The sequence below is a fragment of the Sphingobacterium sp. SG20118 genome (assembly GCF_044740685.1).
Classification (GTDB): Bacteria; Bacteroidota; Bacteroidia; order Sphingobacteriales; family Sphingobacteriaceae; genus Sphingobacterium.
In genome coordinates this window covers 2,608,853-2,631,049 of sequence record NZ_CP172826.1, presented here as the reverse complement: position 1 = coordinate 2,631,049, position 22,197 = coordinate 2,608,853, and the positions used below count along the sequence as shown (strand labels likewise).

At 39.5% G+C, this 22,197-nt stretch carries 24 protein-coding genes; 11 read left to right on the top strand and 13 right to left on the bottom strand.

The genetic code is table 11. From position 1 onward, the window contains the following. Positions 1–248: 248 nt before the first annotated feature. Positions 249–1,706, bottom strand: coding sequence for a PLP-dependent aminotransferase family protein (locus tag ACFX5U_RS12275; protein ID WP_400260855.1), 1,458 nt, complete (start codon positions 1,704–1,706; stop codon positions 249–251). Between the two features lie 205 nt (positions 1,707–1,911). On the opposite strand from ACFX5U_RS12275, the gene ACFX5U_RS12270 reads away from it, so the two are divergent. The 4 genes from ACFX5U_RS12270 to ACFX5U_RS12255 all read left to right on the top strand — a co-directional run bounded on the left by ACFX5U_RS12270 (position 1,912) and on the right by ACFX5U_RS12255 (position 5,488). Further along, a complete protein-coding gene (locus tag ACFX5U_RS12270; protein WP_400260854.1) occupies positions 1,912–2,946 on the top strand; it encodes an NAD(P)-dependent alcohol dehydrogenase in 1,035 nt (344 codons plus the stop codon). Between the two features lie 188 nt (positions 2,947–3,134). Beyond that, positions 3,135–3,521 (top strand): VOC family protein, encoded by a 387-nt coding sequence (locus tag ACFX5U_RS12265; RefSeq protein WP_400260853.1) that lies wholly within the window; start codon positions 3,135–3,137, stop codon positions 3,519–3,521. 216 nt (positions 3,522–3,737) lie between these two features. After that, complete coding sequence (locus ACFX5U_RS12260; protein ID WP_038702627.1) at positions 3,738–4,319, top strand: Crp/Fnr family transcriptional regulator; 582 nt, start codon at positions 3,738–3,740, stop codon at positions 4,317–4,319. Positions 4,320–4,417: 98 nt separating this feature from the next. After that, the gene (locus tag ACFX5U_RS12255) at positions 4,418–5,488 is read left to right on the top strand and encodes an SDR family oxidoreductase (protein WP_400260852.1); all 1,071 of its coding nucleotides are present in this window, start codon (positions 4,418–4,420) and stop codon (positions 5,486–5,488) included. Between the two features lie 31 nt (positions 5,489–5,519). On the opposite strand, the gene ACFX5U_RS12250 is transcribed toward ACFX5U_RS12255, so the two are convergent. The 7 genes from ACFX5U_RS12250 to ACFX5U_RS12220 all read right to left on the bottom strand — a co-directional run bounded on the left by ACFX5U_RS12250 (position 5,520) and on the right by ACFX5U_RS12220 (position 8,647). Beyond that, entirely contained in the window at positions 5,520–6,107 is a 588-nt protein-coding gene (locus tag ACFX5U_RS12250; RefSeq protein ID WP_400260851.1) for a YdeI family protein, read from the bottom strand. Between the two features lie 7 nt (positions 6,108–6,114). Next, complete coding sequence (locus tag ACFX5U_RS12245) at positions 6,115–6,579, bottom strand: SRPBCC domain-containing protein (protein WP_400260850.1); 465 nt, start codon at positions 6,577–6,579, stop codon at positions 6,115–6,117. 1 nt (position 6,580) lies between these two features. After that, the gene (locus ACFX5U_RS12240) at positions 6,581–6,901 is read right to left on the bottom strand and encodes a helix-turn-helix transcriptional regulator (RefSeq protein ID WP_038698799.1); all 321 of its coding nucleotides are present in this window, start codon (positions 6,899–6,901) and stop codon (positions 6,581–6,583) included. 1 nt (position 6,902) lies between these two features. After that, positions 6,903–7,553, bottom strand: a complete 651-nt coding sequence (locus ACFX5U_RS12235) for a YdeI family protein (protein WP_400260849.1) — start codon at positions 7,551–7,553, stop codon at positions 6,903–6,905. Next, positions 7,550–7,894, bottom strand: a complete 345-nt coding sequence (locus tag ACFX5U_RS12230) for a DoxX family protein (RefSeq protein ID WP_400260848.1) — start codon at positions 7,892–7,894, stop codon at positions 7,550–7,552. Before ACFX5U_RS12230 ends, ACFX5U_RS12235 begins: the two co-directional genes overlap by 4 nt. Beyond that, the gene (locus tag ACFX5U_RS12225) at positions 7,878–8,030 is read right to left on the bottom strand and encodes a hypothetical protein (protein WP_400260847.1); all 153 of its coding nucleotides are present in this window, start codon (positions 8,028–8,030) and stop codon (positions 7,878–7,880) included. Before ACFX5U_RS12225 ends, ACFX5U_RS12230 begins: the two co-directional genes overlap by 17 nt. A 113-nt stretch (positions 8,031–8,143) precedes the next feature. Continuing rightward, positions 8,144–8,647 (bottom strand): DinB family protein, encoded by a 504-nt coding sequence (locus ACFX5U_RS12220; RefSeq protein WP_400260846.1) that lies wholly within the window; start codon positions 8,645–8,647, stop codon positions 8,144–8,146. A gap of 143 nt (positions 8,648–8,790) precedes the next feature. Between ACFX5U_RS12220 and ACFX5U_RS12215 the strand changes: the two genes are divergently transcribed. The 6 genes from ACFX5U_RS12215 (at position 8,791) to ACFX5U_RS12190 (ending at position 16,226) form a co-directional block, all read left to right on the top strand. Continuing rightward, positions 8,791–9,123, top strand: a complete 333-nt coding sequence (locus ACFX5U_RS12215; RefSeq protein ID WP_400260845.1) for a hypothetical protein — start codon at positions 8,791–8,793, stop codon at positions 9,121–9,123. A 161-nt stretch (positions 9,124–9,284) separates the two neighbouring features. Continuing rightward, complete coding sequence (locus ACFX5U_RS12210) at positions 9,285–9,731, top strand: MarR family winged helix-turn-helix transcriptional regulator (RefSeq protein ID WP_051959907.1); 447 nt, start codon at positions 9,285–9,287, stop codon at positions 9,729–9,731. 47 nt (positions 9,732–9,778) lie between these two features. Then, the gene (locus ACFX5U_RS12205; RefSeq protein ID WP_400260844.1) at positions 9,779–11,104 is read left to right on the top strand and encodes a TolC family protein; all 1,326 of its coding nucleotides are present in this window, start codon (positions 9,779–9,781) and stop codon (positions 11,102–11,104) included. Between the two features lie 26 nt (positions 11,105–11,130). Further along, positions 11,131–12,195 carry an HlyD family secretion protein gene (locus ACFX5U_RS12200; protein ID WP_400260843.1) on the top strand — a complete coding sequence of 355 codons (1,065 nt, stop codon included), beginning with the start codon at positions 11,131–11,133 and terminating at the stop codon, positions 12,193–12,195. 23 nt (positions 12,196–12,218) lie between these two features. Continuing rightward, positions 12,219–13,799, top strand: coding sequence for an MFS transporter (locus tag ACFX5U_RS12195; protein ID WP_400260842.1), 1,581 nt, complete (start codon positions 12,219–12,221; stop codon positions 13,797–13,799). A 246-nt stretch (positions 13,800–14,045) separates the two neighbouring features. Continuing rightward, on the top strand, positions 14,046–16,226 hold the full coding sequence (locus ACFX5U_RS12190) for a S41 family peptidase (RefSeq protein WP_400260841.1): 2,181 nt from the start codon (positions 14,046–14,048) through the stop codon (positions 16,224–16,226). A gap of 126 nt (positions 16,227–16,352) precedes the next feature. Here ACFX5U_RS12190 and ACFX5U_RS12185 read toward each other — a convergent pair whose 3' ends face one another. Further along, entirely contained in the window at positions 16,353–17,315 is a 963-nt protein-coding gene (locus tag ACFX5U_RS12185) for a GNAT family N-acetyltransferase (RefSeq protein ID WP_400260840.1), read from the bottom strand. A 28-nt stretch (positions 17,316–17,343) separates the two neighbouring features. Beyond that, the gene (panB, locus tag ACFX5U_RS12180) at positions 17,344–18,162 is read right to left on the bottom strand and encodes a 3-methyl-2-oxobutanoate hydroxymethyltransferase (RefSeq protein ID WP_400260839.1); all 819 of its coding nucleotides are present in this window, start codon (positions 18,160–18,162) and stop codon (positions 17,344–17,346) included. Positions 18,163–18,498: 336 nt separating this feature from the next. Between panB and ACFX5U_RS12175 the strand changes: the two genes are divergently transcribed. Continuing rightward, entirely contained in the window at positions 18,499–19,044 is a 546-nt protein-coding gene (locus ACFX5U_RS12175) for a dihydrofolate reductase family protein (RefSeq protein ID WP_280567173.1), read from the top strand. A gap of 91 nt (positions 19,045–19,135) precedes the next feature. Here the strand turns inward: ACFX5U_RS12175 and ACFX5U_RS12170 are convergent, their stop codons facing one another. The 3 genes from ACFX5U_RS12170 to ACFX5U_RS12160 all read right to left on the bottom strand — a co-directional run bounded on the left by ACFX5U_RS12170 (position 19,136) and on the right by ACFX5U_RS12160 (position 22,196). Then, positions 19,136–19,573, bottom strand: coding sequence for a hypothetical protein (locus tag ACFX5U_RS12170; RefSeq protein ID WP_400260838.1), 438 nt, complete (start codon positions 19,571–19,573; stop codon positions 19,136–19,138). A gap of 294 nt (positions 19,574–19,867) precedes the next feature. Next, positions 19,868–21,055 carry a glycoside hydrolase family 76 protein gene (locus ACFX5U_RS12165; RefSeq protein WP_400260837.1) on the bottom strand — a complete coding sequence of 396 codons (1,188 nt, stop codon included), beginning with the start codon at positions 21,053–21,055 and terminating at the stop codon, positions 19,868–19,870. A 1-nt stretch (position 21,056) separates the two neighbouring features. Then, complete coding sequence (locus tag ACFX5U_RS12160; RefSeq protein ID WP_400260836.1) at positions 21,057–22,196, bottom strand: glycoside hydrolase family 76 protein; 1,140 nt, start codon at positions 22,194–22,196, stop codon at positions 21,057–21,059. Position 22,197: the final 1 nt, after the last annotated feature.

Below are 22,197 nucleotides of genomic sequence, written 5' to 3'. Positions count from 1 at the left end.
TAAATGTTTAGGGTTGTTATATTCGAGTTTTTATGTCCGATATAGCGATACAAACATAACCTAATAGATCAGATTATCATAAAAATGGCAACTAAATATGCGGTTTATTTGCCGTTTGTAATCAGATTAATACGTATGCAGGGAAAAGATTCGATGGTATGAAATGTGGCTTTTTAAGTGTGCTAAGGTAGAATTGTGGTTTTCGGCTACATGCAATCGGTTGTTATAGGAAGGGTGTTCCTGCGTCACTACTTCACTGTGTTACTCCGTTGCTTATTGCTATCGATCATTTTCTGAGATAAACGTCCTAAGGTCTGAATACTATTTTCAATTTTTATATTCCATAGGGGGCAACAGTTGATCCGGATGTAATGATGATAGATGGTCAGGGTAGAGAAAATATGACCAGGGCAGATGCCGATACCTGCTGTAATGGCATTTCGTTGTAGTTGTAAGGCGTCTACTTCCTCGGGAAGTTCTATCCATAAGCTTAAGCCTCCATTTGGCGTGGATATCCGGGTGTTTTCTGGGAAATATTGATCTATGGCAGCAGCATATCGTATGATCTGACTTTGCATAGCATGCCTCATTTTCTTTAAGTGACTTTCGTATTGACCAGTTTCTAAATACCGGCCTATTGCATCCTGTAATAAACCTGTAGTCGCTATATTAGAACCAAATTTTAGTTTTAATAACTGGGCATGATATTTACCAGCAGATACCCAACCGACTCTGAAACCTGGTGCTAATGATTTGGAAAAGGAGGAACAATATAGCACATTGTCTGTGGTATCATATGCCTTTGCTGGTAGTGGTCTTTGTGCGCTAAAATACAATTCTCCCAAGGAATCATCTTCAATTAGGGGGATACCTCTCTCTGCCAATAACTGGACGAGTTTGATTTTGTTATCTTCTGGCATCATGGCTCCTAATGGATGATGACAGGCGGGCATAAAGATACAGGCGGTAACTGTGTTTGTATCCAGTGCGCGTGTTAAATCTGCTAAAACAAGTCCAGTAATGGAATCTGTCGCTATTTCAAGAGCTTTGAGCCCCCGGGCTTCTAGACTTTGCAAAATGCCATGGTAAGTAGGTGATTCTACAGCGATGATGTCTCCAGGTTTTGTTAAACTGTCTAGGCATAGGTTGATGGCTTCCATACAACCATTGGTGACCAGTATTTTATCCTGTGAAATGTGTTGATTCCAGTTTAAGGTCCGTCTTACAATCTGCTTGAGCAATCGCGGGTGGCCTTCGACTAGTGGATATTGGTAACTTTCGTTCGAATGCTCTTTTAGCGATGCCTGAACTGCTTTGTTTAGTTTTGTAATGGGTAGCAATTCATTGATTGGGGCTAGGATGGAAAAATTGATGATGCCATATTCTAGTGCATTTTTCATCATTGCAGTGGCCATACTACTCACTTCGACTGTGGATGGCAACGGAATATAGTGTTCATCAATTGGATTGCTCAACTTATGTGCGGTTGTGGTATGGATATAATAACCGCTTTTTGGTTTTGAGAAGATGATCCCCCTTGCTTCCAAAATGGCATAGGCCTGAAATACGGTATTGATACTGACCGATAGTTCTGCACTGAGTTTTCGGACCGAAGGAAGCCGATCTCCTGCTTTTAGCCCTAAGTTTGACATACTTTTTTCAATCTTTTGTATGACCTCTTCGTAACGAAATGTTTTATCTATCATCGGAGGCAAAGCTACAAAATGATTCTTTGTGTTTTAGACTGTTCGATTTTTAGGATGAAATTCAGAACAGTTACTTTATTTAATACTTATTGTGATACAGTAGTTTAGGTATTTTTAATGAAAACTGAGACCATTTTTTTATCAAAATCTGAATCTGTTTTTACATGGTTTTATAGACGAACTTTGTCACATAAATAATAAGGATATGATAACACAAGAAAAAGATATGATGAAAGCATGGCAGTTAAAAGGCTTTGGCTTAGAAAATTTGATATTGGAGGATATTCAAATCCCAGTTCCACAAGCACACGAGGTGCTTATTAAAGTAGGAGCAGTTTCTTTGAATTTTAGGGATAAGGCAATTGTGGAAGGTTTCTATGAACCGGATATGGTTCCCAATCCATTGACTCCCGTATCGGATGCAGCTGGTACAGTTGTACAGGTCGGGGAGGGTGTTACCCGATTTAAGATTGGTGATCGCGTCACTTCACATCTGTATTCGAAATGGATCGAAGGTGCGCCAGGGCCTAATGAACCTGATTATTGCTTTGGTTCACCACTTCCTGGAGGATTGGCAGAGTATATGATCATACATGAAGATTCGGCTGTGATGGCACCATCGACATTAACGGATGAAGAGGCTTCAACTTTACCGATTGCAGCGCTTACTGCTTGGTATTCTTTGGTGACTTATGGTAAACTTCAAAAAGGAGATACGGTATTGATCCAGGGTACTGGTGGTGTTTCTATTTTTGGGATACAGATAGCGAGTGCTTTAGGGGCAAGGGTGATCGTTACGACGAGTAGCGATGAAAAAGGAGAACGTGCTCGTGAACTGGGAGCTTCTGAAATCATCAACTATTCGAAGATCAAAGATTGGGCAACAGAGGTTAAAAGACTGACCGATGGCAAAGGTGTAGACCAATTGCTTGAGGTAGTAGGTGGAGCGGGATTGAATGACTCTGTTCAAGCGACTAAAGTAACTGGGCAGATTTCTTTGATCGGCTTTATGGCTGGTCAATCGACCGACCTGAATTTAATGGAAGTCATTTTTAGGCAAACCAAAATACAGGGTATTGCAGTAGGTAACCGTTCGGCTTTCGAAGAAATGAATGGTGCTTTTGATCAATTTGCAATCAAACCTGTCATAGATACTGTTTACGCTATGGATGATGCGAAAAAAGCATATGAACACCTATCACGAGGTGCTTTTGGCAAAATAGTGATCAAAATTTCATAACCATCTTTAGTTGATACATTACTAAGTCATCAGTTTTACTGGTGACTTGGTATTTCTTCACTGGTTACTTCTTCACTGGTCACTCCGTTACTTAGTTACTCCGTTACTCGTTACTAATTAACTGATTACTTCTTTTCTTCATTACTTTTTCACTAAATTTAGGTAGGAAAATAAAAGGAGATAGGGTTATGGATCCAAAAATGATATGGTCTAATTTAGCAGTTAGCGATTTAGATCGGACAACAGATTTTTATACCGCCTTGGGTTTTAGATCCAATGGCAGATCGGATGATCTAACGAGTTTTTTGTTTGGGCAGCATAATTTTGTCATCCACTTTTTCTTGAAGGACATCCTCCAAGAGGCAATGAAAGGGGAGATGACGAATACCAGCAAGTCGACCGAGATCATCTTTACGATAGCGGCGGAAAGCACCCAACAGGCAGACGAGTGGGCAAAAGAGGTCGAAGCTGTGGGCGGGAAGCTTATTTCCCAACCCGAGGCGTTTGGAAGTGGTTATTATGGTTTTGTCTTTGCGGATCCCGATGGGCATCGGTTCAACGTATTCCATATGTAAAAACTAGGTCAACACTATTTATTGATTTTATTGAACGAAAAGCAATCGGGTATCATTATTGGAGACTGGTGCATGTAAAAAGCTAATCTGTATAGGGTTGGCTTTTGTTGTATTTTACAGTCTTCCCCAAATAAATGCGGTAGGGATGAAGGTATGAGGGATGGTGATTTTTAAAACAAAATTAACTATGTTTGGAATGGCTATTAAATGAAGGAGATGTTCGAAGTATTGTTTTCCCATATGGAACAAAAAGTAACCCTATCTGATCAAGAAAAATCAGTTATTGCTGGATTTTTTACTTTCAAAAAAGTAAGGAAGAAACAGTACATCCTAGAAGAGGGGGCAATCTGCACGCATATTTCATTCGTGAAAAAAGGGCTTATCAAATCTTATCGCTTGGATGAAAAAGGAAATGAACACATCAGTCTATTTGGTTGGGAAGGCTGGTGGCTCTCTGATTTTAACAGCTTCATCAATCAGCAACCTGCGCGACTATATATCGATGCGGTCGAAGATACGGAGCTATTCCTGTTATCGCGTGAGGGCTATGAACAGCTGATGTTGGAAGTGCCCGTAATGGATCGCTATTTTCGGATCCTATACCAGAATAGTTTGATTACAAAAGATGAGCGGCTGATCAGTTCAAATAGCTTCACGGCGGAGGAGAAGTTTCAACGATTGATGCAGTCCAATCCGGAAATCATGCAACGTGTACCGCAACATTTGGTTGCATCTTACCTTGGATTGGCGCCCGAAACACTGAGCAGGATCCGCAAGAGAATGGCAACTACCGACTGAATCCTTTGACATAGGTCAATGGAATTTCTTGACCGGGGTCAACTTCTTTGGTCGCTGACTCGGGTAACTTTGTTGGAAATATTTAATCAAGAACAAAGATGGATAGAATTGCATTAGTAGTGGGTGCCACAGGCATCACTGGTAGTAATTTAGCTCAGGAACTTGTGGCTAATGGATGGCAGACTTATGGTTTGGCCCGTCATCCAAACAGTAGTAACAATGGTATCATCCCGGTAAAAGCGGATCTCTTGGATATAGAAAGCCTGAAGACCGCTCTGGAAAAAATAAACCCTACGCACGTTTTTTTTACCACTTGGATGCGAAAGGATTCTGAGGCTGAAAATATAGCGGTCAACAGTACGTTGGTGCGTAATCTGTTGGATGTATTGTCCGAAAAGAAGACTGTCGAACACGTAGCTTTGGTTACGGGACTTAAGCATTATTTAGGTCCGTTTGAAGCTTATGTCGGTTCTGGGATATTTCCGGTTACACCGATCCGAGAAGAGCAACCCCGATTGGAATATCCTAATTTTTACTATGCGCAGGAAGATGAAGTCTATCGTGCTGCTGCTCGCGATGGTTTTTCATGGAGTATCCATAGGCCACATACAGTAGTGGGACATGCCATCGGTAACTTGATGAATCTGGGTGTAACGCTCGCAGTATATGCTAGTATCTGTAAGCAGAAAGGGACGAAAATGATATGGCCAGGTTCTGAGGCGCAATGGAACGGTATCTCTGATGTGACTGATGCTAGGATACTTGCTAAGCAACTGATCTGGGCGTCCACAACGCCGAAAGCTAAAAATACCCCATTTAATATTGTGAACGGTGATGTGTTCCGATGGAATTGGTTATGGGAACGTATTGCTACATATTTCGGTGTCGGATTTGAAGGGTTCAATGGAACGGTAAGACCTCTGGCCGATCAGCTTGCTGCTGATGGCAGTATTTGGGAAGAGCTCGTTAAGCAACATGGCTTGACCAATACTGAACTATTTCAGCTAGCTTCACCTTGGCACACGGATCTTGATCTAGGTAGACCTATTGAGGTGATGGTGGATATGGCCAATAGTAGAAAATTGGGTTTTAGTGCTTACCAAAATACGGAAGACTCCTTTATCCGATTATTCGAACAGCTCCGCGAGGAAAAGATCATTCCACAGTAATAAGGAACAAAAAAAGCTAACCTGATGCAGGTTAGCTTTTTTCATCAATCCCTATTCCTTCCAATATCTGTTGGTAGTATTTTTCGATACGGTTCTGTCTTGTTTTGGACTGTTTGGCTTGATTGAAATAGAATAGATATCCTTTTTGTCGACCAGGAGTTAAGGCATAGAATGCTGTATGGAGCTCTTGGTCTTGTTCCAGGGCTTGTTGAAATTCTTCGGGAAGGGGATAGTCACTTACTTTTTTGAGTTCAATCTTCTTTCCTGATTTTTCAATTTCGATGGCTTCTTTGATATATTCCTGTATGGTCGTTTTTAGGGCCAGAATCTCTTCGATATGGGTAAACCTGATTTGTCTTGCGGATTGGACATTATCGGTCTGCTGAATCAAGATATGTTCGCTATCTTTTAGTAATGCGCCTTTATGAAATAGGAGGGCACAATAATCTTTAAAACCATGGATAAGGACGACGTTTTTCCCTTCATAGGTATAGCAGGGATGCATCCATTTGTAATCTTCTACCAATGATGGATTTTCTCTGATGATATCACGTAATAAAAGGAATTCTTCGTTCCATTTTTTAGCTTTTTGAAAAAATTCTGCTGCTGCTGTGTTCATGGTGGTCTTATTTTAGATGTTCAACGATATCTTGTATTCTGTTGTGTGCCATATTGAGCCCTTGAGCGAAGGGCATCTGCAATAATTGATTGCGGAACGCAACAGATTTGAAAATGATATGCATCGTGAGCTTACTGGTTTCGGCCGTTAGAGCCTCAAAAGTTAAATATTCAAGTTGCACTGGGAATGGGCTGTCTTCCATTTCGAATGTCCGTGTGATCTTTTGGTTGGGTACGAACTCGTGCATTGTGCCATTGGCACGGAAGACCACCTGTCCATTATGCGAGGTCTCGAAGGCATAAGAGCCGTGTTTTTTATTTTCCATTTTCAAGACCTTCGTTCCCATCCACTGTTCGAAAAGTTCGGGTTCTTCGTAAGCTTTGAAGAGTAAGGTTACGGGTAGGTCAAATTCCCTGGTGATGATAATTTCCTGTTTGCTGTCTTCTGCAGCGACTTTTGTTTTCCGTTCCATTTTATTGGCTTTTATAGTTTTTCATTACCGCCTCCAGGCTATTGAACTTGTCGTCCCACATTTTAGTGAAAGGCTCGATAAAATCGGCAATTTCTTTCATTTTATTTGGATTGAGGTGGTACGTGATTTCCCTTCCATTTTGTTCGGATTTCAGGAGTTCACATTCGGTCAAGATCTGCAGGTGTTTAGAAACTGTGGGGCGTGCGGTATTAAAGTTGGCCGCAATGGCGCCAGCTGTCATCGCCTGTGAAGCAAGTAACAAGAGGATGGCCCTTCTTGTAGGGTCGGCAATGGCCTGAAATACGTCCCGTCTTAAATTCATTTTATGGTTTTGTTATCGTTGTGTATCTGTCGTTTAACCCTACTCCGTTTAAAATCTGTTGCCGATTTTTTTCAATTCTACCCACTCTTGTTTGTGATTGTTTAGGTTGCGAAAAATGAATGATATAGCCTCTCTGTCGTCCAGGTGTCAATCTGTAAAAGGCCGCTTCTAAGTTGGCGTCCTGTTCGAAAGCCTGCAATAATTCGTCGGGTATGGGTTCTGGATTTTTCTTGAACGCTACTTTCTGTCCATTTTCTTCTATGCTTATAGCCTCCTTCAGATAGGATATCAACACATTTCTTAAACGTTCGATTTCTTTTGTATTGGTGAATTTGATGATTCTATCGGATTGTAGATTGCCCTGTTGTGTTAGGATTTTGTGGCTATCAAGCAATAGGACACCTTTGAAAAAACTTATATTGGCCGAGTGTTTTAATGCAGCAACGGCAACAATGTTTTTTCCATGGTGGGTATATACGGGGGCACCCCATTTTATCTCTTCTTTCAAGCCTGATTCCAGAACGATCTGACGGAGCAATTCCAACTCATTTCTCCAGTCATTGACTTTACACTGTGGTGTACCGCCATATTTGCAACGCATACAGCCGTCCATCAAATATTGATCTACTCCTGTGTTCAATGCTATCTTCATCGTTTATAATTCGAGATTTTACGGTCAGCTGGTCTGTAATACCAGGATACGATTGTCAATACAAGTAGCAGCGCGGGACCAAAATAGGTGCTGGATTTATCATCTATTGCAAGGTGTGAAAGAATAGCTCCGGTCATTAAGAAGAAAAAACCTGCATACGCCCATTCTTTTACCAAGGGGAACTTGGGAAGAAGGACAGCAGGCACTCCTAATAATTTCCAGATGCCAATGATGGTCAGAAAATGAAGGGGATGGATAATCTGTATGATCCCTGTGGATACCATACCAAGACTTAACCAAAGGGTAAAGAACCAGTATGTTATTTTATTTCTCTTTTTCATAGGTGTGTAAGTTTGTGCATGTCATCGTAACGGTTTGTTTCCAAAATGGTGATGATACGGGCATGAACGCTAGCGTATAGCGAGGGCTCTTTATCGTCTGGAACAATGCGAGTTCTTTAAAAATCGATGATTTCATCGTGTGTTTATTATTGTGAAGTCATTTGACTACAAATATAAGCGTAGCTATTTAACTACGCAACTAATTTTTAAAAAAAATAGTATTTTTTAAAATACTGCGATGGCGTAGCGTTACTTCTTGTTACTTTCTTCGTAGGTTGGGCCGTACAGGCCAGGGACTTTATTTCCAGTTGCGCGTAAATAAACGATCAGTTCGCCGCGATGGTGATACAGGTGATTAAATAAAAAACTTCGGGAGACGATCCCTCTTTGCAGGGGCCCAATTACGATGCGTTCGCCAATTTTCATGGTCCAGTCATCCAATAGTTTTTTCTCATTAAGGGATTCTATGGCGATTCGGGCCTTTTCTACGTTTTTTTCAAAAAGATCAATGGTCGCCTGAATGTCATTGGGGTCGCCGCGTTCCATATGGTCTGTGGCTAGGTCGTATACATCTTGCGTGAGTGCACCTACATACCAATAATAAATGGTAGCGATGTGCTGGGCCAATTCACCCATGGTCCATGAAAATTCTGACGGTTTGTAAGCAAGATCTTTTCCGGGTACAGCGTTAAGTAGTTTCCGGGTGTTCTTTACTTCGCTTTCAAATTCGATGCTGAGATATTGGAGTATCATATCTTGGAGTTTTATTGTTAAAAATGAGTGCAGTTTTATAACATCCCAGATTGCAAAAAGGTTTTCGATCAGGAATAGTATTGATGAAGATATTTATTATGCAGGAAAAGGGTCGCTTCTTGTGGAGAGCTTAAAGAAAAGTAATGGTTCCGGCCGGAGGTGTGAGGAAGATGATGCCTGCTAATTTAAAGGGCGATTCCATTCGAGTGTCTGCCGTAATCAAACGAGAAAATGTAACGGATAGCTCCTATGTAAGTGCCATGCTTAGAATAGATCCCAAAGTCTATTTCGAAAATATGGCAAGCCGCCAAATTAGAGGTACGAAAGATTGGGAAAATTTTACTGATCAACGACTTGTGGATTTGGCCCGTATCTGGGAGTTTTTGAAATATAGGCATCCAATTATGGAATTAGGGAAACTGTTTGGTACAGGCAGTGGAGTAGGAGTGCAGCGAATAGTAAGCTTCTTTATTTGAGAGAAGGAATTGTTACCGAGAGTTAATTTTATTATTTTTTGCAGCTATATGTAATGGCTAATGAATTAATTGTATAATTATTGTGTCCTTTTATTGAAATTTGGTATAAAAAATAATCTATAAAAGTTTGATGTCAAACTGTTTTAATTTAACTTTGCACCATGGATATCGAATATGCACAGGTTATGCACCATTATTTTAATGCAGTTCTAAAGCTAAGACAGAACCTTCGGCAGCGTGTGCAAAAACAGCTGATCGAGCATGGCCATGCTGATATTACATTGGAAATGACTCAAGTTTTATATTTTCTCAGTATCTCTACTGAAAGCGGAGAAGCCAATCAACAAGAAATAGCAGATGGTTTAGGTAAAAATAAATCTAGCTTGACTTCACTCATTGACAATCTGTTGAAACGCGATATGCTCGTAAGGCGAATTAACCCTGAAAATAGGAGAACAAATATCATTTCTTTAACGGAAAAAGCGAAGCAGTTTGTAGCAGACTTATATCCAGATGTTTATCAAACCTATGATATCGAGAAAATAGCATTGGATATTGAAGATATAAAGGCGCTTACAAAAACTCTTAATGCTATTATGCGGAGTTAAAAAAATTTACTACAACTGTTTGATATCAAACAGTACACCATACAACAATGAAACAATCACATATATTTTATTATTTAATCATCACTTTATTTTTAGGATTAGAGGGTGTTAAAGCACAGGAAAGGCGTCTTTTTTTACCTGTAGATTCACTTTTTGCATTGGCGGAACGCAACAGTGTGCAATTAGCGGCATCAAGACAAAAAATCAGTATTAACGAAAAAAGGACAGAAATTGAAAAACAGGAGGCTTGGTTGCCCGAGATAGGAGCTGGTTTAAGTGCCGGTTATATCAGTAATGCTAATATTTGGGACAAGCATTTCAATTACGAATCGACTATGAAAATGCCTCATATATCGACTAGTTTTACAATGGAGGGTGACATTACGGTCTATAGTGGCGGTCGAATTAAAAATGGTATTGAAAAATCAGAATTAGTAGACGAGATAGCCATTCTGGATTATCAAAATGATAAAGAAAGGATACAGTTATTGCTGCTTGGTAAGTATTTGCAATTGTTCACTTTATATAATCAAAAAACAATATACAACCAAAATATTGAACTTGCTGAACATAGATTGTCCAATATACAACAACTGATTAAACAGGGTATGCTAACCCACAATGAACATATTAGAAGCAGTCTTCAGATAACAGAATTGAAGCTCAAATTAACGGAGATTGAAAATGATATTAACATTACTAATCACGATTTGGGAATCGTAATCGGTCTGGCGGAAAATACAGTTATCAATGTGGATACCACCTTATATGAAAAGGCTTTTGAAGACTCTGGAATTGCTTTTGAACAGCAAGATCTTCCTGAGGTTGAAGCTGCTGGAAAACGAGTGAAAATGGCGGAAAAGGATTTGAAAATAGCCAAGGCAGCGCGGTTGCCTCAACTGTCATTATATGCAGAGAATGGCTTAGCGCGTCCATATCTGTATTCTGTTCCTCCAATGGATGTGTATATGAACCTTTTCCAAACAGGTGCAAAATTGAAGTATAATATCAGTGGGCTATACCATAGTAAAAAGAATATTGAGAAAGCACATCTGGAAATCGAATATGCCCAGAAACAACAAGGTTGGGCAGAACAGCAGGCTGAGATGGATCGTCATGCTGCCTTAGTCAAAATGCAGGAAGCACAGGTGAAATACAATTCTGAACAGGAAAGTTTCCAATTGGCTCAGGATAACTATCGCGTGGTGGAACAGAAATACCTGAACAAATTTGTTGCTATAACGGATATGCTCGATGCGAGTACATCACTTCTTTCTTCGCAACTCAACTTGAGTAATTCGAGAGTAAATATTATCTATCGTTGGTACAACCTGATGAAGGCTACTGGAAATTGGGGACAAACAAAAAATTAATTATAGTCGTGTAAAATATGAGTCAAATGTCAAAAAAAGAACAGCAAATAAAGCTAAAGTATAGTAAACTTTTAAGGATTTTCTTTAATTCGATTTCCGTCATCATTGTTGTCGCATTACTCGTTTGGGGACTTGTGTATTATTTTCATCTGAATGATAATTCGTATACGGAAGATGCACAAGTGGAAGCTTATATCAGTCCTGTAAATACGCGAATTGTAGGGTATATAAAAGAAATCAGATTTGATGAACATCAACAGGTGAAAAAAGGAGATACGCTCATCGTGATTGATGATCAGGAGTATCAGATACAAGCTGCGCAAGCATTGGCTACGTTGAAAAATGCAGAGGCAGGGAAAACGGTAGTGGACGCAGATATCGGATTGTCGGTCAATAGTACGTCGATCTCTGATGCAAATATTGCTGAAGCAAAAGCACGTCTGGACAATCAGTATACAAACTTGCAACGGTATGAAAATTTACTGAAAGCTGATGTGATACCGCAATATCAATTTGATGAAGTGAAAACAGAGTATGAAGCCATTCAAGCGCGATATGAATCGTTGGTTCGTCAACGTCAATCGACGACACTCAACACACGGGCTATTTCGGAGAAATTGAATGTTTCTGATGCTGATATCATGCGTGCGAAAGCATCTCTTGATATGGCAAAGTTGAATATTTCTTATTGTTATATCACAGCACCATTTGATGGTATAATGGGCAGACGTAAAATATCAATTGGTCAGTTGCTGCAAACAGGACAGACGCTGGGCACTATAGTACAGGGGAGCCAAAGGTGGGTAACAGCTAATTTTACGGAATCGCAAATCGAGAAGATTAAAGTGGGTGATCTGATGTCTATAAAAGTCGACGCTTTAAAAGGTAAAGTATTTGAAGGAAAAGTGGAATCGTTATCTGGGGCGACAGGTAGCCGCTACTCTGCAGTGCCGGTTGATAACTCTACGGGCAATTTTGTGAAAGTGCAACAGCGTATACCGGTTAGGATTGTTTTTACAGATGCGAATAATAATAAAGAGGGTCTGGATAAAATAACAGCTGGTATGAATGTCGAAGTAACTAAAAAATAGTAATATCATAAATTAAATAATAAATGGATAACAGGCTATTTCGAAAATGGGTTAATCCAAAATTGGATTTATTGCTATTGATTTTGATGAGTATATGCCTAGGAGCGACTTCTGGGGTATCCTCCTCGATATCGACTTATATGGTTTCCAGTTTGGCGGCTAATCCTGCTGATGCGTCTCTGAGCAGTTATGCTTATTTGGCTGGGATGGCAGTGTCTTTTCCATTAATTACAAAACTGAAAGATTATTTTTCATCTAAAGAATTATTGATATCAATATGCTGCGCACTGCTATCTTTTAACTTCATATTGAGTCTGGCAGATAATACCGTGGATATCGTCTTATGCTCTTTCTGTATTGGGGCTGTTAGGATGATGGGCTCTATTTTAATGATCATCAATATCATTCCAATATTGATGCCACGTGGCGAGCGATACCAAATGTATGCAGTATACTATCCGGTGAGCCTTCTTGTGAGTCCATTGGCGGGTATGTTTCAGGTGTGGTTGTCAGATGAATTAGGCTGGCGCTATTCTTTTCACTTTTCAAACATTTTCCTCTTTTTAACGTTATTGATTTCATTTATTTTGGTTTCAGGTAAAATGCATACTAGAAGGTTACCAATGTGGAAATTTGACTGGTTCAGTATTTTTCTTTTAGCTGGATGCATGTTGTCAATTGCTTTTATAATGGCCCATGGACGTTATGAGGACTGGTGGGATTCTTCTAAAATCAGATTTGCGAGTATATCAACAGTGGTCTGTCTGTTTCTATTTTTAATTCGAAATAAGCTATTAAAGCAGAAACTCATTGACTTTTCGGTATTTCGGATTAGAAATGTACGGGTAGGGATAATCTTGATGTTTCTTTCCTGCTTTTTTTTCTCATTGACGACTCCGATCAATCTGATGATGAATATCGCTTATAGTAATAATGCAATAGAAAATGCATCGATCAATGCTTACCCGATTTTAGGATATATAACAGGTGCCCTAATTGCTTTTCTATATTTTAGAAGATACAATAATTTTAAGGTATTGCTCTTATTGACTGTACTATGCTATACTGTTTCTACGTATATGCTATACGTAATCGTGGATAAACAAACAGAGGCGTATCGATTCTTTTTTCCAATGTTCTTACGTGGGGTAGCAATATTGGTTTCTTATATGACGATTGGGCTTTATATTGCAGCAGATGTTCCAGCTGAAAAATTTGTATCGTCTACCGTGATATTGATTTTTACTAGAAGTTTTTTCGGTCCTGTCATGTTTGGCGGAATATACAGTACGCTGTTATATTACCGTCAGGTGCAGCTGCTGGATAAGCTAGCTGCTTGGACTGATCAATCAGACCCTTTGTTTCAGCATAGATTTCAAGGTGCACATACGGCCAACGTCGATCCCTTATTGGCTTACAAAGAATTGAGCATGCAGGCAAATTTGAGTGCGATAAAAGAATTGTATGGATGGATTTGTATTATTGGGATCTGTATGTTTATTGTTTTGTTCTTCTTTCCGATATATAAGAAACAAGGGCGGAATATCTTGAATTGGCGCGAGAATAAAAACAAGGAGGAAATTGCAGCTACAGTAGTGGTGTAGTTGGATTGATAGCTTATTTTTGGGAAATAAAGGTATCTCATCTTTTGGTCACTGGTTCGAGCCCAGTTGGGGGCATGGAAATCTTCTTAGAAAAGACGTGTTTCGTTTCTTTATACATTTTTTTAAGATAAAAGTAGTGGGACTGTAAGACTGGGTTTTTATGAATTTCATTAAAAAAGATGAGTATGCGATAATTTTATTGCAAAATAGAAGGAGTTTTATTATTTTTAATACAAACTTTAAATTATGAAACAAAATGTTTTAAAAATTATCTTCGGCATCTTATGTACTGCAATTGCTCATATTGCATGGAGCCAACAGCACTTTAATTTTTCTTTCGAGGAACCTATCGCTAAACCTTGGTTTAGACTTGGCGACAGTACTGTTTTCAGAAACAGTATTGATCAAGATATTTATTATGCTGGAAAAGGCTCGCTCCGCGTGGAGAGCTTAAAGAAAAGCAATGGTTTCGGTGGTGTGATGATGATGCTGCCCGCTAATTTAAAGGGTGATTCTATTCGAGTATCTGCCATGATCAAACGAGAAAATGTAACGGATAGTTCTTCTGTAAGTGCTATGCTTAGAATAGATCCCAAAGTCTATTTCGATAATATGGCAAGTCGCCAAATTAGGGGTACGAAAGATTGGGAAAACTTTACTGTGTCGGCGAAGTTAAACCCTGATATAACGGAGGGAATTGCATTAGCATTTTTTTTATCTGGGGAAGGAAAAATATGGATAGATGATGTTACGGTTACAGTTGATGGGAAAGATATCACAAAGGAAACGAGCATGTTTGTTCCGTTTGCCAAAAAGGTTATTGATCCAATCGCTTCTGGTATTACAGATTTTAATAACAGTCCAGAAATTGATCAACGTCTTGTGGATTTGGCCCGTATCTGGGGCTTTTTGAAATATAGGCACCCAACAGTGGGATTAGGGAAACTGGATTGGGATAATCAACTGTTTAAGTCCATCAATACTGTTATCATGGCTAAGGATAACAAGGCTGTGGAAGCACATTATGACGCTCTTCTCGACAGTCTGGGGACTACCGAGGATTATCCCAAACCAATCGTGGAGAACTTGGTACATGAAGTGGACTATTCTTGGATAGATAAGCTTCCTTTTAAAGAGGAACTTAAGGCTAAGTTGAAACGTATTCGCTATAGTAGTTTTGAAAAGCATCATTATTTTGGTTTTGCTGATGGGATTGGAAATGTACTTTTTCAGCATGAGAAAAAATACGAGAACATCAGATCTGCTGATGCGGGTTTCCGTTTATTAACGTTATTCCGTTTCTGGAATATGGTCGAATATTTTTCTCCATATAAAGATCTGACCGAACCCAATTGGAGTGAGGTATTGAAGAAATCTGTTCCTGAGATGATCTTGAGCCGTGATGATAAAACTTACGGACTGTCTATCTTAAAATTGTTATCAAATGTAAAAGATGCACATACAGGATTGTGGAGTAGACCAAAAGGGCTACAAAGTTATTATGGGATGTTCCGTATTCCGGTAGAAATTCGCATGGTCGAAGGAAAAGCCGTTGTTACAAAAGTATTCGATACAAATCATGTGGATAATATGCTTAAGGTTGGGGATGTTATCGTGAGTAAAGAAGATAAAAAAGTGGAGGAGATCCGAGATTCGGTTTGGGCTTACATCGCTACTCCTAATGTAGCCGTCTCAAATCGTGAGTTGGCGGGGCGATTGGTAGCCAGCAATAGCGCTGTTGTGCCATTGCAGTTGCTGCGGGATGGCCAACCGATGCAGTTAACGATTAGCGCTGTACCCATGGAAAAGTTTAGACCAAAACAGACCGATACCATTGCTTATAAAATGTTGGACAATAATATTTTGTATATCAAACACAGTCTGCTCAGGAGTAAGATGATTGATGAAAATATGGCGGACTGGAGCAAGGTAAAAGGGATCGTAATTGATGATAGAAATTATCCGGGAGATTTTTTGGTATTTAAAATAGGTGCATTGATATTGCCAAAACCAACGGAATTCGTACGTTTTAGCAGTACTAGCTTTAAATATCCGGGTACGTTCGTGATGAGTTCTCCTCTCAAAGTGGGGGAGGATACGTCTGATTATTACCAGGGTAAAATTGCTGTTTTGGTGAATGAAGATACACAAAGTTCGGCCGAGTATCATGTGATGGGGTATCAGACTGCCGCCAACGTAAAGATCTTTGGATCTCAAACAGCTGGTGCCGACGGTAATGCGAGCTTCATTGATCTGCCTGGTAATCTGAGAACTGTTATTACAGGTTTAGGCGTTTATTATCCAGACTTTAGTGAAACCCAACGTGTGGGAATCAGAATCGATCATACCGTAAATCCGACTTTAAAAGGAGTTAAAGATGGTATTGATGAAGTGCTCAATCGTGCATTGGAATATTTAAATAAATAGATGAATAAAGGCCTGTCTAACTTATGTTTTTCTATCATTTTATAACCCCATCATTATCTGTGTAGTAAAGGTCTGGTGAGTCAAAGATATGCTGCTGTTCTTATTTAAGAACAGCAGCTTTGTTTTTTAGCTATTTTGTAGATCTAATTCCATCTGGATGTTGCAACGTTTGTAAGGAGTGGGGCGTCCTATTATTTTCTGGAAACCTAGTTTGTGATAAAGGTTGATCGCTGGTTTTAGTATGGTATTGCTTTCTAGGTAGAGTTTAGATGCGCCCATGTCTTTGGCGGCAAGGATAATGGCTTTCCCTAATAACCAACCCATATTTTTGCCTTGTGCTTTTGGGGAAACTGCCATCTTTGCCATCTCGAAATCGTAAACAGGATCCTCCATTTTAATCAGTGCACAAACACCAAGGGGCTCACCATTGTATAGGGCAACAAATATCTTTCCGCCTTTGCTGAGTATATAAGCTTCAGGATCGTCTAAAGCTTTATAATCTGCTGCTTCCATTTCAAAATAAGTCGATATCCACTCTTCATTGAGAGATCTAAAGGCAGCTTGATATTTGGGGTTATAGTCCACAATCTCGACATCTAAACTTTCACGAAGCTTTTTTTGTTCATGGACTCTTTTTAACAATGACTTCCGCTCTAACAAAAATTCCCATTCTTCGATTGCTTCCCACAGGTTGTGCGTGGCTTCGGAAATGATACTATCAATGGCCAAACCAATATCGCCACATTGTACTTTGATTATCTTGTCGGCAACTTCGATGCCTTTTTCGGTAAGGCCTACTACATTTCTACGCTTGTCGTTGGATTGTAGATTGTCTTTTACCAATCCTGCAGTTGCCATTTCTTTTATGATTTTGGTAACGGAGGGTTGGGAATGTCCTATTTCGGTTGCGATTTCGCTGATCGTCATTTCGCCATCTTCTGAAAGCGTAAAGAATACGGGAAACCATTTAGGTGAAAAGTTCACATCATACAGTTCATAGATTTTAGCTGCGTCTTCGGTTACTTTTGCTGTTAGTAATCGCAATCGGCTGCCCAATGCCATTTTACCCGTCTTATTGAAGAAGTCCATATCTTGATTTTAGATTGCTGTTCTGAATTTAATAACTTTCATTTTCGTTGGGGAAGTTTTTGGCCTTTACATCGGCGATGTAATGCTGCGTTGCTTCGGTCATGATAGCGTTGAGGTCTGCATATCGTCTTAAAAATTTGGGAGAGAATTCTTTGTTCATGCCCAAAGCATCCTGGATCACCAATACTTGCCCATCTGTACCTGATCCTGCACCGATACCAATGGTGGGGATGGTAATTTTTTCAGATATCGCTGTTGCAAGTTTGGCGGGTATTTTTTCTAATAAGATTCCAAATGCTCCCAATTCTTCCATTAAAAGGCAGTCATCCATTAATTTCTGTGCCTCTACCTCATCTTTTCCTCTAATGGCATATGTGCCGTATTTATTGATGGATTGAGGCATCAATCCGAGATGGGCCATGACCGGAATACCTGCATCGATTATTTTTTTGACATCATCTTTGATTTCTAATCCACCTTCAATCTTGATGGCGTCGGCTCCGGTTTCCTGCATCATACGGATAGCTGCATCTAAAGATTTCATGGGATTGCCGGATACGGTGCCAAATGGCATATCGACAATGACCAATGCTCGTTTTGTTGCGTTTACCACGGATCTCCCATAGTGGATCATGTGGTCGATCGTAATGCCTAATGTGGTCGGATTGCCCATCATGGTATTAGATGCAGAATCGCCAACCAGTACGACGTCTATCCCTGCAGCATCAATGATCTGCGCTGTGGTAAAATCATAGGCCGTTAACATGCTTATCTTTTCTCCGGATTGCTTCATCTTTTTAAGCTGAAGTGTAGTGACCTTTTTTTTATTTTCTGTATGTACTGACATATAAATATGATTTGCGTTTTATTGAATAGTTGATTACATAACTGATTATGCAATAATAATGATTCCTATTTTACCAGACAAATTATTTTGTAAATGATGACAATTGTCGATTCCGAATAGCTTTAAAAAAAGCTATAGCAATGCTAGTAGAGGTAATGACGATGGAGGCTGTAGCATAAAATTGGAATAGCAGGTCAAATTCAGTTGAAATATTTTTGTATTTTTATTTCGCTATTAACAAATGATCGAATCCATATGTAGTTTCTATGTTTAGCTATAGATGGTGACGGGAAAAGATAGGATGGATTTGGTTGTATATTATTTTGAATTGGGCGTATGAAAAAAGTAATTTTAAACTTGGCGGTTACCTTAGATGGATTTATTGAAGGACCTAATGCTGAAGTCGACTGGTGTATCATGGACGATGATATGGATTTTGATTCTTTTCTCGCTAGCGTTGATACCATATTCTATGGAAGGGTGAGTTATGATGCTTGGGGTACCTATCAACCTGATCTGGATGCTTCTCTTGCTGAAAAGACGATGTGGCAGACCATTCATGCGAAAGATAAGTTCATTTTTTCCAGTCAATATAGGCAAGATGAACATGCGACTTTCATTCAGCAGGATATAGTCAATAGGGTGAATGAAATAAAAAAACAGGATGGGCAAGACATTTGGTTGTACGGTGGAGCTAGTCTCATAAAGACATTCATTAGTGCAGGTCTCATTGATGTCTATAAACTATCGGTTCATCCGATAGTTTTGGGTAGTGGTAAGCCTTTGTTTGAAGGATTAAAGAATCGAATAGGTTTGCGATTGACCAAGACGAGGGTGTTCAAATCTGGGGTGGTGGAGCTGACCTATGAACCGGTGCCATAGTGCTCTATTATACATCGAACCCAACATGTGTACTTAATTGTTGATCATGACACCAAGTTTTGGGTCTTTATTTCGAAGATCAATCCCGCCCTCATAAATGGACTTTAAATTGTGCAGATAAAAAGCCCAACCATTTGAACAGCCCAATCGGATGTACTGCTTGGAATAATTGTCTTGAGGGATATCGTGGTGCTGTAGTTTCTACGATAACATATTCGTCGTGTGTGCTCAACCTAACATCGACTATCGTTGAACCCTCAAAGGTAAATTGGAGAAAATCTTTTCCATTTGCATTCAGGATTTCTCCATGCATGGGGGCGGAATCTAGATACCAATACCAATCGTATCTAACACCGCCTTCTACCGGAGTTGTAGGCTCGAGGAGATTGCCTTCTGTACTATGAAAAATCACGCTTTCCAAGAACCATTTCTCCAAGTTAGTGGCAATAGTCCAAGCGCCATAAATTTCAGATAGGGAAGATTTAATAGCAATTCGCTTTGTAAATGATGTCCAATCAAAATTATCCATAATCGTATATTAGGTTACCGCCATTATAGGCCGCCTCATAAAGGTAAAATAATATAATGATCATTTGAAATCTTTAGGTGTTTAATATCAGTTGTTTAAATCATTTTATCGGTCTATGCTGTCGTTTCTATTTAGATCAAAATGTATTATAATCCTTAAATAGTATTCATTATGAAATTCTATGTTGCTTTATCCTTATTTTTTTAAGCGGGATTGAAACAAAAAAGCTCAACCTTTCGATTGAGCTTTTGTTTGACCTATTTAGGTTCAAAAAATTGTTGATTTTGCTATCACTTATAATTTGGATAAGCGGGCATACATTTCTGCAATCGCGAACTGATTTAAGAGCCATTTTTGATCCGTTGATTTTGCGTTTGCTGTCCAATCTGTTCCGAATAGTCCATTTTTATCGCGCATTGATTTCCAGGCATGATTCAGGTTGGATTGAAAGGCGTTGACAAATTGCTTGTCTTGGTCTTGGTGATATAGCTCAACGAAGCCTCTCATCATGACAGCTATAAACCAATTGTCGCTTTTTTTCAGTACAGGATAAACACTTGTTTTATCTGCCCCGTTATCCACAGCATAGAAGAAATAACCTAATGCTGATTTCGCTGATGCTTGCGCATCTTTCAGGTAATGTTCTTCCTTCGTAAGTTTATAGAGTAGTGCACCTGCTTGAATCATTTGGCCTGTATTGTAAGGGTATTTGGTTTTCTCGACTCCTCCTTTTAAGTTGATATTATCCCAATACAAATGATCTGCAGGATCTTCTAGATTTTTCATCGTCCAGTTGTACAGATCAATTGCTTGTGTGAGGTACTGTTTTTCGCTCGTTGCTTGGTAAAGCTTAAGCAAGTAGACTACCGCAGGCGCATTGGAACAGGTGTTTTTAGATTCTTTTCGTTGTTCGCACCAATAGATACCTCCCCCTAATTTGTCATCCATACCACTGGCGACGAAAGTCCATATTTCTTTAGATTTCTCTAGATAAATTGGATCTTTGGTATGTAGATATAGGTCGGCAAAATCTATACCTAACCATACATTGTCATCATAAAAACGGTCTGATTTTGGGGCACTATTTACATAAGATGCGTATGCTGCTGGCTGGCGTTTATCGTAATAATTTTCTAGTCCTGGAAGGACAACTTTGTCGATATGTTCCTTAATTTGTGGATCATTGGATTGTTCAAGTAGGGCCGTGTATGCTGATAAACTCCCTGAAAAAGGCCAAAGATAGGAGTAAGGGTTAGATTTTTTCTCATTCTCTCCACCGCCAAGATAATTGGCATTGTAGGTGTTGTCAAAAGGGTAGACTTCGCGATAAAGGTGCTGTCCATCTGGAACTCCATAAAGTTTTTCGATTATGGAAAGACTTTTTGTAGCCCTTACATATTCTGGGTTTTCAGTAATTTTTTGGGCATATAGACCTGTCGTGATTAAGACCGCGATCCCCGCTCCAACGATTTGCTTGATCATATTAGTTGTTTTTATGTGTTTTTTCAAAGTATACCAAACCCTCAAATAACATAGCTGCGCTTGATTGACTTGTGAGTTGTGTTTGTCCTAACGGTTTTTGTGTCCAAGAAGGGCTGAATAGGACGATACCGGCATCTTGCCCTTGTGTCCATGCAACTTTGGCATTGTTTCGTAGGAAGTTTTCAAATTTTGAACGAAATGCTTCTTGTACTCCATCTCTTAGGAGAAATTCAACAAAGTATCGAACAAATATTCCTTTAAAGAGTGCGCCGTCTCCATCACCTTCATTTCTGAGCACATTGTTACTTGCATCGATACATTTGGTAATGGTGTAATTCGCTATCTTTTGCGCATCGTTCATATAAAGGGGGTCTTGCGTGATATCGAAAAGTTCTACCGCCGTACCCAAAAATGTACCTTGATTATAGGTCAATGCTGTTTTGTTTACGACATCTGTTTCACCGTTGATGTTGTCGTATACTGCACCCGTGGCTCTGTCAAATAGTGTTTCTTTCTGCCAATCGTAGATGCGAATGGCCCATTCCAAATATTGCTCTTCTTTTGTTAATTTGTACAGTCGGGCTGCGAGTATACTTGCCGGACCATTGGAACAGGCATTTTTGGAATGGAGCATATCCTTGCGCCATGCGAGACCTCCTCCGGCATATTCTGTATTCCATGCGGGTAATATATCGTTCCATAAGAGCGATACGGCATCCATGTACTTTTGTTCTTTTGTGATTTCAAATAAACGGAGCATGGTCAGGGCATTCCATTCCATATCATCGTAGAAGACATTCTTATAGGTGTTTCCATTTTTTTTCTTGACGCCTTCAAACCATTTATCGAAATAAGCACTATATTTTGGATCATTGGTACGGAGGTAGCCATCGATTACGACGTCCATCGCATGTGCGTTGGGCCAGTATTGGAAGCCGAGATCAGAACCCTCACTTCCGTAATTGAAATAGCCTTCCTGATTCCAAAACTGTGCAATCAATTGTTCTGTTGTCTGCTGTGCCATTTGTTCCCAGGAGACATCGAGTTCGTCTTTGTACTGATATTCATCTTCGATTTTATTACAGCTAGCTAAGGTAAGCCAGCTGAATAGTATCAGTCCTAAATGCTGTAATTTCATCATG

Excerpts from the sequence above, each read along its gene's own strand:
- ACFX5U_RS12275 (WP_400260855.1), bottom strand. The coding sequence starts at position 1,706 with ATGATAGATAAAACATTTCGTTACGAAGAGGTCATACAAAAGATTGAA.
- ACFX5U_RS12270 (WP_400260854.1), top strand. The coding sequence starts at position 1,912 with ATGATAACACAAGAAAAAGATATGATGAAAGCATGGCAGTTAAAAGGC.
- ACFX5U_RS12265 (WP_400260853.1), top strand. The coding sequence starts at position 3,135 with ATGGATCCAAAAATGATATGGTCTAATTTAGCAGTTAGCGATTTAGAT.
- ACFX5U_RS12260 (WP_038702627.1), top strand. The coding sequence starts at position 3,738 with ATGTTCGAAGTATTGTTTTCCCATATGGAACAAAAAGTAACCCTATCT.
- ACFX5U_RS12255 (WP_400260852.1), top strand. The coding sequence starts at position 4,418 with ATGGATAGAATTGCATTAGTAGTGGGTGCCACAGGCATCACTGGTAGT.
- ACFX5U_RS12250 (WP_400260851.1), bottom strand. The coding sequence starts at position 6,107 with ATGAACACAGCAGCAGCAGAATTTTTTCAAAAAGCTAAAAAATGGAAC.
- ACFX5U_RS12245 (WP_400260850.1), bottom strand. The coding sequence starts at position 6,579 with ATGGAACGGAAAACAAAAGTCGCTGCAGAAGACAGCAAACAGGAAATT.
- ACFX5U_RS12240 (WP_038698799.1), bottom strand. The coding sequence starts at position 6,901 with ATGAATTTAAGACGGGACGTATTTCAGGCCATTGCCGACCCTACAAGA.
- ACFX5U_RS12235 (WP_400260849.1), bottom strand. The coding sequence starts at position 7,553 with ATGAAGATAGCATTGAACACAGGAGTAGATCAATATTTGATGGACGGC.
- ACFX5U_RS12230 (WP_400260848.1), bottom strand. The coding sequence starts at position 7,894 with ATGAAAAAGAGAAATAAAATAACATACTGGTTCTTTACCCTTTGGTTA.
- ACFX5U_RS12225 (WP_400260847.1), bottom strand. The coding sequence starts at position 8,030 with ATGAAATCATCGATTTTTAAAGAACTCGCATTGTTCCAGACGATAAAG.
- ACFX5U_RS12220 (WP_400260846.1), bottom strand. The coding sequence starts at position 8,647 with ATGATACTCCAATATCTCAGCATCGAATTTGAAAGCGAAGTAAAGAAC.
- ACFX5U_RS12215 (WP_400260845.1), top strand. The coding sequence starts at position 8,791 with ATGGTTCCGGCCGGAGGTGTGAGGAAGATGATGCCTGCTAATTTAAAG.
- ACFX5U_RS12210 (WP_051959907.1), top strand. The coding sequence starts at position 9,285 with ATGGATATCGAATATGCACAGGTTATGCACCATTATTTTAATGCAGTT.
- ACFX5U_RS12205 (WP_400260844.1), top strand. The coding sequence starts at position 9,779 with ATGAAACAATCACATATATTTTATTATTTAATCATCACTTTATTTTTA.
- ACFX5U_RS12200 (WP_400260843.1), top strand. The coding sequence starts at position 11,131 with ATGTCAAAAAAAGAACAGCAAATAAAGCTAAAGTATAGTAAACTTTTA.
- ACFX5U_RS12195 (WP_400260842.1), top strand. The coding sequence starts at position 12,219 with ATGGATAACAGGCTATTTCGAAAATGGGTTAATCCAAAATTGGATTTA.
- ACFX5U_RS12190 (WP_400260841.1), top strand. The coding sequence starts at position 14,046 with ATGAAACAAAATGTTTTAAAAATTATCTTCGGCATCTTATGTACTGCA.
- ACFX5U_RS12185 (WP_400260840.1), bottom strand. The coding sequence starts at position 17,315 with ATGGACTTCTTCAATAAGACGGGTAAAATGGCATTGGGCAGCCGATTG.
- panB (WP_400260839.1), bottom strand. The coding sequence starts at position 18,162 with ATGTCAGTACATACAGAAAATAAAAAAAAGGTCACTACACTTCAGCTT.
- ACFX5U_RS12175 (WP_280567173.1), top strand. The coding sequence starts at position 18,499 with ATGAAAAAAGTAATTTTAAACTTGGCGGTTACCTTAGATGGATTTATT.
- ACFX5U_RS12170 (WP_400260838.1), bottom strand. The coding sequence starts at position 19,573 with ATGGATAATTTTGATTGGACATCATTTACAAAGCGAATTGCTATTAAA.
- ACFX5U_RS12165 (WP_400260837.1), bottom strand. The coding sequence starts at position 21,055 with ATGATCAAGCAAATCGTTGGAGCGGGGATCGCGGTCTTAATCACGACA.
- ACFX5U_RS12160 (WP_400260836.1), bottom strand. The coding sequence starts at position 22,196 with ATGATGAAATTACAGCATTTAGGACTGATACTATTCAGCTGGCTTACC.